Source organism: Acetobacterium sp. (genome assembly GCF_030652775.1).
Lineage (GTDB): Bacteria > Bacillota > Clostridia > Eubacteriales > Eubacteriaceae > Acetobacterium.
Genome location: NZ_JAUSPS010000049.1, coordinates 74,481 through 84,372, shown reverse-complemented (window position 1 = coordinate 84,372; position 9,892 = coordinate 74,481). Strand labels below are relative to the sequence as shown.

4 protein-coding genes are annotated in these 9,892 nt (G+C 42.4%); 2 read left to right on the top strand and 2 right to left on the bottom strand.

Features of this window, described 5'->3' with window-relative positions; all coding sequences use genetic code 11:
* The first annotated feature begins 296 nt into the window (after positions 1–296).
* Positions 297–1,547, top strand: a complete 1,251-nt coding sequence (locus Q7J41_RS08750) for an HD domain-containing phosphohydrolase (protein ID WP_304887203.1) — start codon at positions 297–299, stop codon at positions 1,545–1,547.
* 93 nt (positions 1,548–1,640) lie between these two features.
* Here the strand turns inward: Q7J41_RS08750 and Q7J41_RS08745 are convergent, their stop codons facing one another.
* Both Q7J41_RS08745 and Q7J41_RS08740 read right to left on the bottom strand, forming a co-directional pair.
* Positions 1,641–4,379 carry a methyl-accepting chemotaxis protein gene (locus Q7J41_RS08745; RefSeq protein ID WP_304887201.1) on the bottom strand — a complete coding sequence of 913 codons (2,739 nt, stop codon included), beginning with the start codon at positions 4,377–4,379 and terminating at the stop codon, positions 1,641–1,643.
* Between the two features lie 556 nt (positions 4,380–4,935).
* On the bottom strand, positions 4,936–7,668 hold the full coding sequence (locus tag Q7J41_RS08740; protein ID WP_304887199.1) for a methyl-accepting chemotaxis protein: 2,733 nt from the start codon (positions 7,666–7,668) through the stop codon (positions 4,936–4,938).
* Positions 7,669–8,144: 476 nt separating this feature from the next.
* On the opposite strand from Q7J41_RS08740, the gene Q7J41_RS08735 reads away from it, so the two are divergent.
* Positions 8,145–9,872, top strand: coding sequence for a GGDEF domain-containing protein (locus Q7J41_RS08735; protein WP_304887205.1), 1,728 nt, complete (start codon positions 8,145–8,147; stop codon positions 9,870–9,872).
* Positions 9,873–9,892 lie beyond the last annotated feature (20 nt).

Sequence of the window (9,892 nt, the reverse complement as noted above, 5' to 3'; positions counted from 1 at the left end):
CTTCTTAAATCAATGATCATCTTAATTTCTCCTTGTGCTAAACTTAAACTTAAACTTAAACTTAAACTTAAACTTAAACTTAAACTTAAACTTAAACTTAAACTTAAACTTAAACTTAAACTTAAACTTAAACTTAAACTTAAACTTAAACTTAAACTTAAACTTAATCTTTATCGATATTATATGTTTTTATAGCTGCTTTTACCAGCCTAAAATTTATGTTACAATCGTAATTAAAATATGCTATCATATCTAGATGTTATAAAAAACGGATGTTTTATCGGAAAGGAAAAATAATGGTATCTTTATTAGAGTTAACCCTTCAACTATCCAGAGCTGCGGATATGGTAAGCCCGGAATTAAATCATCATCAACGGCTTGTTGCTTATATTACCTTTAACCTCGGGGAAGAGTTGAACTTTGATGAGAAAAAACTAAACGAAGTCTCGGTGGCAGCAATTCTCCACGATATTGGTGGATTAAGCATGCAGGAACGAATAAATGTGCTGAAGTTTGAAGCCCTTAATCCCCATCAGCATGCCCGGATTGGCTGGCTACTTCTGAAAGATTACCGGGAATTTACAGAAATAGCCAGAATTATTAAATTTCACCATGTCGATTGGAATGATGGTGATGGTCTCAGGTTTTGTGGAGAAACGGTGATGCCGGAAAGTCATCTTATCCACCTGGCAGATCGGATTGCCACCCTCATCGTCCGGGATGATAAGATTATTAGTCAGAAGGAGCGAATTTTCGAAAAAATAGTAAGTGTCTCCGGGCGTAAATTTAATCCGGACTACGTGAAAGCCTTTGAACAGTTAAAAGAAAAGGAGTATTTCTGGTACGATCTGGAATCCATTTCCAATGGACGCCGATATTATAAAAAAATTAATTTCAAAGATCAGTGTCTGGATATCGACGAACTGATTGGAATTGCCAAGCTTTATGCCCGGGTCATCGACTTCAGGAGCAATTTTACGGCGGTTCATAGTGAAGGCGTATCAGCGGTGGCCAAACGACTGGCTCAGCATTTGAATTGCGACGAACTAACCTGCAAAAAAATTCAGGCGGCTGGTTATATTCATGACATTGGCAAGCTGTCGGTGCCCTCAGAGATTCTGGAAAAGCCGGCATCACTTACCAAGGCAGAATTTGATGTAATGAAAGAGCATACTTATCATACCTATGTACTACTGCATCAGGTACAGGGATTGGAAGAAATCAACGAATATGCTTCGATGCATCACGAGCGATTGGATGGAAGCGGTTATCCGTTTAAGTTGACAGGAAAAGAGCTTTCATTAGGTGCCCGGATTATGGCAGTAGCTGATATTTTTACGGCTGTGACAGAAAACAGACCCTATCGGAAGGGGATGCAGAAGGATCAGGTAATTATAATTCTAAAAAATATGGCGTTTGACGGCAAAATTGACACAATAATTGTTGAAACCCTGATCACCTTCTATCAGGACATCAATAAAGTCAGGATAAAAGCTCAGAAAAAGGCAAGAATCCGATATGAGGCGTTTGCAAATTTACTTGGGTAACGAGACGACAAAATAAAACAAAAATAAAATCCTGTTAGAATCTACAGATTCTAACAGGATTTTTCGTCTTTGTTTTAATGGTAGTCAGATGTTTTAGTATTTGTCAAACTCCTGATCGTCGAGAATTATTTCGGGTTGACTGAAAATTGTTTGTTTAACAATCGTTTCTTTTTTGTCGACAACTGGCGCAGTGAATGATCTGGATGCTTTTGCATTTTTCAGTTTGAAAGCCTCCACCATTTGTTTGAGCATTTCAGCCTGGCCGGAAAGTTCTTCACTAGCGGCAGCGCTTTGTTCAGCAGTGGCTGAATTGGTCTGAACCACCTGGGAAACCGCTTCAATTCCCTGATTGATTTGGGCAATTTCTGATGCCTGGCCATTTGAAGCCCGGGCAATACGGCCAATCAAATCGGCGACTTTTTCAATCTGTTTAAGTATTTCGGCTAGACTCACAGCTGTTTCATCAGCGATTTTAGTCCCAACTTCAACCTTGTCGATGGAACCTTCAATCAAACTGGTGGTTTGTTTGGCAGCTTCAGCACTGCGGGCGGCCAGGGTTCGAACTTCTTCGGCAACCACGGCGAAGCCTTTACCGTGTTGTCCGGCTCGGGCAGCTTCAACTGCGGCATTGAGAGCCAGGATATTGGTCTGGAAAGCGATGTCGTCAATGACTTTGATGATTTTAGAAATATTGTTAGATGAGTCATTGATTTCACTCATGGCAGCAACCATTTTAACCATCTGCACATTGCCGACTTCGGCGTTGGTGCGAACGTTGATGGCCAGTTCATTGGCTTCGTTGGCGTTTTTAGCGTTGCGTTTAGTTTCCGAAGCGACCTCATCAATGGAAGCTGTCAGTTCCTGAATGGAGCTGGCTTGCTCGGTGGTCCCCTGAGACAAAGCCTGACCGCCGTCTGAGATCTGCTGGGCACCAATTTCCACCTGACTGGCGGCAACATTGATGTCAGCCAGAGTAGTGCTTAAATTAGCGGCAATATCATTTAGGGCTATTTTTATAGCCAGGAAGTCACCACAAAAAAGGTTGGTAATTTCCAGATCAAAATTTCCACGCCCCATTTCTTCGAGGGTATGGGTTATTTCTTCCACATAATTTCGCAGAAATTCGATTGTTCGATTCATATCATGTTTGATTTTTCCATGTTGACCTTTATAATCGCCTTCCATGGCAATATTGAGATTTCCTTCGGCCAGTTCATTAAGTGCGACTGAAGCAGCTGTGATGGGATCAATGACCGCATCCAGGGTCTGGTTAAAGCCGTCAATGACCGTTGCATATTCGCCCTGGAATTTTGTGATATCGCCACGGTTGTTCAAATCACCGTCAATGGCAATCCGAGCCATGGTTCTGGTTTCGTCAACCAGCATCAGGATCGTTTCGGTCATACCCAGAAGGGCAGGAACCAAATGGTCATTTTCACTGCGTTTACCAATACTGCGGAGGAAGTCGAGGTCGCTTAAATCACCATTACGAATATTGGTGGAAATATTGACAATCCGACCTAGCTGAGCGTGAACGCCGTTGATGGATTTGGAAATTTCGCCAAAGATACCATCGAATTCGCCTTCGATGGCCTGGGTCAAATCGTTCTTATTCATCAATTTTAGGGTGTAATCAGCTACAGACAAGGCACCTAGTCCATCCAGGCAGGCATTAAGGTTGTTTATAATTTCCCGGAAGTCACCATAATATTCATCGGTAATTTTGGGTGGAATTTCACCTTTACCAATGCGCTCGATATATTCGGCAGCTATATTGAGGGGACCAACCACCGCATCCAGGGTGTTATTGACGCCGGCTACGATCTCCCGGAATCCTCCGTTGAATGCATCAGCCTGTCCCCGGATATTCAGACGGCCTTCCACAGCGGCCTGAGAAAGGGCGTTAGCCTCAGTGACCAGGGATCGGATTGTTTCGATGGTTTTCTTCAGGGCTGGTGCGATTTCATCCTGGGGATCAGTGATTTCCACGTTCATGGAAACATCCCCGTCAGATATGCGGTTCATCGTGCCAATGACCAGGAACTGGAGAGCATCGGCCATATGATCCATAGCGGTAGCCATTTCGCCCACTTCGTCCTTAGCATCCATATTGAGTCGCTTGCTCAAATGTCCCTTGCCCATCTCATGAATCATTTGGCTGGCTTTGCGTAGCGGCTTGCAGATAAGCGATGTCAGTAATAATCCCAGGGCAATGGCCAAAATCATGCTGATCACCATAATGATTGTCATCGTAGTCGTTGCGCCAGCTGCCTGGGCGATATTACTTTCGGATTTGGCCAAGCCATCGGCAAGTTTTAAGGTAGATAGATCATCAATCGCTGATTGCATGGCAGCAGTGGCTTTACCAGCGGCTCCATCAGGGTTCAACAGGCTAAAAGCTTCGCTGTCCTGATTCAGGGTAGCCAGGTTCATCAGTGAGTCAAGGTGCTTATTATATTCGGTTCGGGCTGATTTGAAGGTTTCAAAAGCCAGCTGCATTTCGTCAGACTGAATCGTTTTTTCATATTCACCGGCCAATTCGTCAATTTTTAGCTGTTCTTCAGCAATGCTTTTTTTAAAGGATTGAACGAGTACGGGATCGTTAGCAAGAATCATATCACGCAGGTTAACACGCATCATCTGAAAGGTGGTGGACATCTGACCGATTTGAGAAATGGGAACAGTCATGTTTTCATAAAGCTCCTGATCGGATTCCTGCAGGGACCAGGTGTTCAATATGCCGATGAAACCAACAACACCGACTAATAGCGCAATAAGAATGAAAGATGTCAGTAGTTTTGTTTTAATTTTTAAATTTTTGAACCAATTCAAGTTATCTTCCTCCGGTTTTTAATCTGGGGGCATGCAAATTGCTGACGAAGTCCTCACTCCTAGATAAGAAAAAAATATCCATAGTTTACTTGATCATAAACTTTCACACGAATAAATCTATTCAAACCTGGGGTTGGACTATTTTATCTAGAATTACTTTTGCGAACACCACCTTGCATAATGAGTAATTAATCATGATATTTGATAAACACAATTAATTTTAGTCTTTTGTAAATTATAAGTGATTATGTTGTAAAAAGAAACAAAAAAAACACAGAAGTCTAAGATGTTCTTACAAAGTGCATAGTATTAGTATCGAAGGATCATTAGAATAGCAAGAAAGTTGATACAACATTTTGAAATAAAAAGCGATTTGAACGATAAATTAGGACGAGAAAAAAATGCGTTTTTGTGATAGTTGAAGTGTTGTTGCCAGTATTAGAGGCTGCATAAAAAAGCATGACCACACTTTTGAATAAAAAATCCTGAAGACAATCAGCGTTTATTGTCTTCAGGAAGGTTGATTCACAAATCCGGTTGTTTTTTACGGCTCGTGTTAAAGGGTGGGGGCACGTCGACCGACCAGTAGCCCCACGACCTGCCCATTATTTTTTATGGGCGCTACGTCAAATACTACGGGTTCATTGGTAACTTTGCTGATGGTCACTTCAGACACGGCTGGTTCTCCTTTAAAGCCGTTTTCGTACCAGAATTCGCCCCAGGCATCAAACTCACCACCACCTTTGACGTACTTGGCATGACCGGCAAGGTTCATTACTGCGATATCCTGGTAGCCCATTCGTTCCACATCACCGGCTACCATATTCACCTGGGTTTGCCAGTCCATCGTGGCAATTGGAGATTTTGCTGCTGCTTCGTTGAGTAAAACAGCAGCCTTATTAGTAACGCTTTCGATGGTCTGAGTGGTGCTTTTTAGTTTGAAGGTACTGATCATCTGTTTAAGCATTTCGGCCTGGCTGGAAAGTTCTTCGCTGGATGCGGCACTTTCTTCGGAGGTAGCAGCGTTAGTTTGAACCACATTTGAGACCTGCTCAATGCCCTTGGTAATTTGAGCGATCTCCGAAGCCTGATCATTCGATGCCCGGGCAATGTTGCCGACCAGACTAGTAACCTTTTCAATTTCATTCAGAATTCCGACCAGACTTTCGGCGGTTTCATCGGCAATCTTAGTGCCAACCGCTACCTTATCAATGGATCCTTCAATAAGACCAGTGGTTTCCTTAGCAGCTTCAGCACTGCGGGCCGCCAGGGTGCGTACTTCTTCAGCAACAACGGCAAACCCTTTACCATGTTGTCCGGCGCGAGCCGCTTCAACAGCGGCGTTAAGAGCCAGAATATTGGTCTGGAAGGCGATGTCATCAATCACCTTGATTATTTTAGAAATATTATTGGATGATTCATTGATTTCCACCATTGCTGATACCATTTTAGACATTTGAGAATTGCCCACTTCGGCGTTGGTACGAACATCAATGGCGCGTTCGTTGGCTTCGTTGGCATTATTAGCGTTTCGCTTGGTTTCCGCGGCCACCTCTTCAATGGAAGCGGTGAGTTCCTGGATAGCACTGGCCTGTTCCGTGGTTCCCTGGGACAATGCCTGGGCTCCGTCAGCAATTTGGATGGCACCAGCTTCAACCTGTCCGGCGGAAGCATTAATGTCCTTCATCACTTCGCTTAAATTGGTGGTGATGTTATTAATAACAAGTTTGGCAGCATTAAAATCTCCATGGTAATAGGCTTTGATTTCCTGAGAGAGATCGCCTTCGCCAATCAGTTTAAGTAAGGAGGTAATGTCGGCCACGTAATTTTTCAGGAAGCTGATGGTACGGTTCATGGTTTCTTTGATCTTACCGTGCTGCCCTTTATAATCACCACTCATCGAGACACTCAAATTACCCTTCGACAGTTCATCCAGAGCTGTCGAGGTGGCCTGGATTGGCTCGATAATGGCATCCAGAGTCTGGTTGAAGCCGGAAATAACCAGCGCATATTCGCCATGGAACTTAGCGGGATCGCCGCGGTGATCAAGATCACCTTCGACAGCCAGCCTGGTCATTTCATCAGCTTCACTGACCAGGGCGTGGATGTTTTCAATCATTTGAATCAGACTAGGTATAAATTCATCCTTATCACTACGTTTTCCGATCGTTATCAGTTCGTCATAGTCACTCAGATTACCATTGGCAACATTATTGACAATGGCATGAATATAGTTAAGCTTCCAATGGATTTCATTAACCGATGTGGTCAGATCGCCAAAGATGCCTAAATAGGTGCCTTCAACTTTGGTTGAAAAATCATTGATGTAAAGTCGATGAAGGATATCACCAGTTTCGGTTAAGGCTCCCAGACCGTCAATGCAGGCGTTGATATTATTTTTAAGATCGTTGAAATCACCTTTATACTCGGTGGTGATTTTTGGTGGAATCACCCCATGGCCAATGCGTTCAATGGCTTTATTGGCAACCTTGAGGGGTTTAACAAAGGTATTAATGACCGTGTTTAAAGAAATAACCAGATCTTTGTAAGCTCCGGTGTATTCATTGGTGTTACCGCGATAGTTAAGTTGACCTTCTAAAGCGGCATTGCCAATTTTTACGATGGCATCGTGAACTCTGTTCATTTCCTTCAGTACGGCAATCATTGAATTAGAGATCAGATCTTCCTCGGATCTAGGTGTGATTTCAACTTCAAAATCACCCTGAGCCATTCGTTGGGCGGCCTCTGCCATGCCTTGGTTGTTTTGAATCATGGTTTTAAAGGACTGCATCAGATCACCAATTTCGTCATCGGTGGTCACTTCAATATCGACATCTACTTTCCCTACAGCAACCTGATCGGCCACTTCCTTGAGCTTGATAATAGGTTTAGCAAACGTTTGCGCCATAACATAAACAAAGACGCTTCCAACTAAAATAATAGATAATGAGACGAGTAGGATCTGATTTCTCAGATTGGCAATTCGAGCCAGAACATCGTCTTCCGAAATAGCACCAACATCAGAAGTTCCTGCGGTAGTATACTTTTGCGCATCAGCATTAGTTTGGTTGGTTAACGCTGATGTCCCCAGATTGATGGCAATAATCCCCTGAGATAACACCGCCAATGTAAGCAGAGAAACGGTAAATACCAGCAGTTTTGTGGATATTCGGGACTTGCGGTGAGCTTTAGCCTGAATAAGTCCAGCAGGATGCGCAGTGATTTCAGCTGCTGAGTCGGTAACTTGACCTATTTCCAGACCCCGCATCGGTTTTCGATTTTCGTTCATGATAACCCCTTTCAAAGATAATCTTTTGGTTTACCCTGATAACAATTTTTCATCATACAAATATTTTGTCAATCAGGATGTAATTTGATAAGTATAAATGCTTGCATGCATCAATAGTAGATGCATACTGTATAATTATAGCGCTTTTCACTACAAATATCTACTATTTAATAACTAAAATTTACCATTATTTCCTCAATTTGATTAGTTACTTAAATAAAAAACATAAATATTGAATAAATTTTTGTCGCTTTTAGTTTTAAGATGAAAACGCTGGTTATATGAACCTGATCTTGATACAATATAAGTCACATCGAATATAAAAGTCTAAGCTAGGTCTTTGTGATAAGAGCGAAAGTACTAGCAACTGGTGCGGACAGGAGTTGTCAGGGAAAATGAAAGAGACCTGACATAAAATCCATTGAATAGGGGATGATTTAGTGATCAACAAAATTATTACAATTGAGTCAATTAATATGTTAAATCAATACCTGCAGACCGATGAATTCAAGAATCATTTGAATTGCTCTGTTTCAGTATTTGTTCAAATATTCTCTTCAGACCGGGATCCCTCTTGGATGATGGAGATTGAAGCGGCGCTTCGGGGGACAATGCCAGAGGGCGTGATTGTGGGAGTCACGACCATGGGAGAAATTGCAGAGGGGCGCCTGCTCATTAATACCACGGTGATTTCTTTAGCTTTTTTTGAAAAAACTCGAATTCAGGGGTTTTTAATTAAGGGTGATAATGGAAACGAAAGAAATCAGGGATATGATTTTTCGCAAAAAATAGAAATGACCTGCCCGAAAATCGCTGGCATTATGCTTTTGGCGACCCCTTTTACTATGAACGTAGCTGATTTTTTAAATGGTTTTTCGGCGGGTCGAAGCGGGAACTATCCCGTCTTTGGAGGCGGAGCAGGCGATTATGAAGTGGAACAAAGACCTTTGATCGTCTTAAATGGAAACGATACACCAAAAGGAGTGCTGGCGGTTGTATTTATAGGAAGTGACATCCAGATTGATTTGCATACCTATTTGGGATGGCAACCATTAAGCAAAGAAATGATGATTACCGAAACCGATGGTCTCTGGGTGAAGAAGATTGATAATGAACCTGCCTTTGAGGTGTTTCATCGTTATCTGGATATTCAGAATGACAGGGATTTTTTTCTGAATGTTCTGGAGTTTCCCTTGTTGCATAAACGCAATGGCATTCAATATGCCAAGGTGCCAATGGAGGTTAATGAGGAGAATGCCATAAAATTTATTACCAATTTAGAAGTAGGTGAGATGGTCTGCATTGGCTACGGCAATCCGTCGGTAATGATTGAAAAAGCTAATGATATACAAAATCGAATTCAGACTTTTAATCCCGAGGCTATTTTTCTTTATTCCTGCATTTGCCGGCGTTTTCTGTTGCAAAGTGAGGTAGATCTGGAAACCAGCCCCTTTGAAACGATTGCGCCCACATCGGGGTTTTATACCTTTGGGGAAATTTATTCTCAGGGTAAATATGTGATGCTGCTCAATGCCACCATGGTGGCAGTCAGCATGAAAGAGCGTGATGGGAAGAAACTTGCAGAAGGAACGGAGAAACGGATTGAAAAACTAAAATCATTGGATCCCTTCGCCAGTCAGCATACCCGGATTATTTCCCGATTGGTTAATTTTATCAGGGTGGTGACAGAAGAGCTGGAGGATGCCAATATGGAAGCCAGACGTTTGGCCGAACGAGATTTTCTGACTCAGGCATATAATCGAATGAAGGCTCACGAATTTATCGAAAATGAAATGAAAAGATGCGACCGGTACGGTTTTGAATTTTCTATTATCATGTTGGATATGGATTATTTTAAAAAGGTGAATGATACCTACGGACATAATCTGGGAGATGAAATTCTGATTCAATTGGTCAGATTAATGTCTCTGGAAATTCGAACGATTGATATGTTAAGTCGATGGGGTGGAGAGGAATTTCTGATCATTATGCCGATGACTGACAGCGATGGGGCTAAGATAACGGCTGAACGGATCCGTAGCGTTGTGGAACAGACTCGGTTTAAGAGAGGGCTCAGTCAGACCTGCAGTTTCGGAGTTACGGCGTATAAAAAGGGAGAATCGATCGAGACCTTAATCGATCGGGGTGATAAAGCTCTTTATGAAGCAAAAATAAGGGGCCGAAACTGTGTGATAACCAAATAAAAAAGCCAGACAAAAATCCG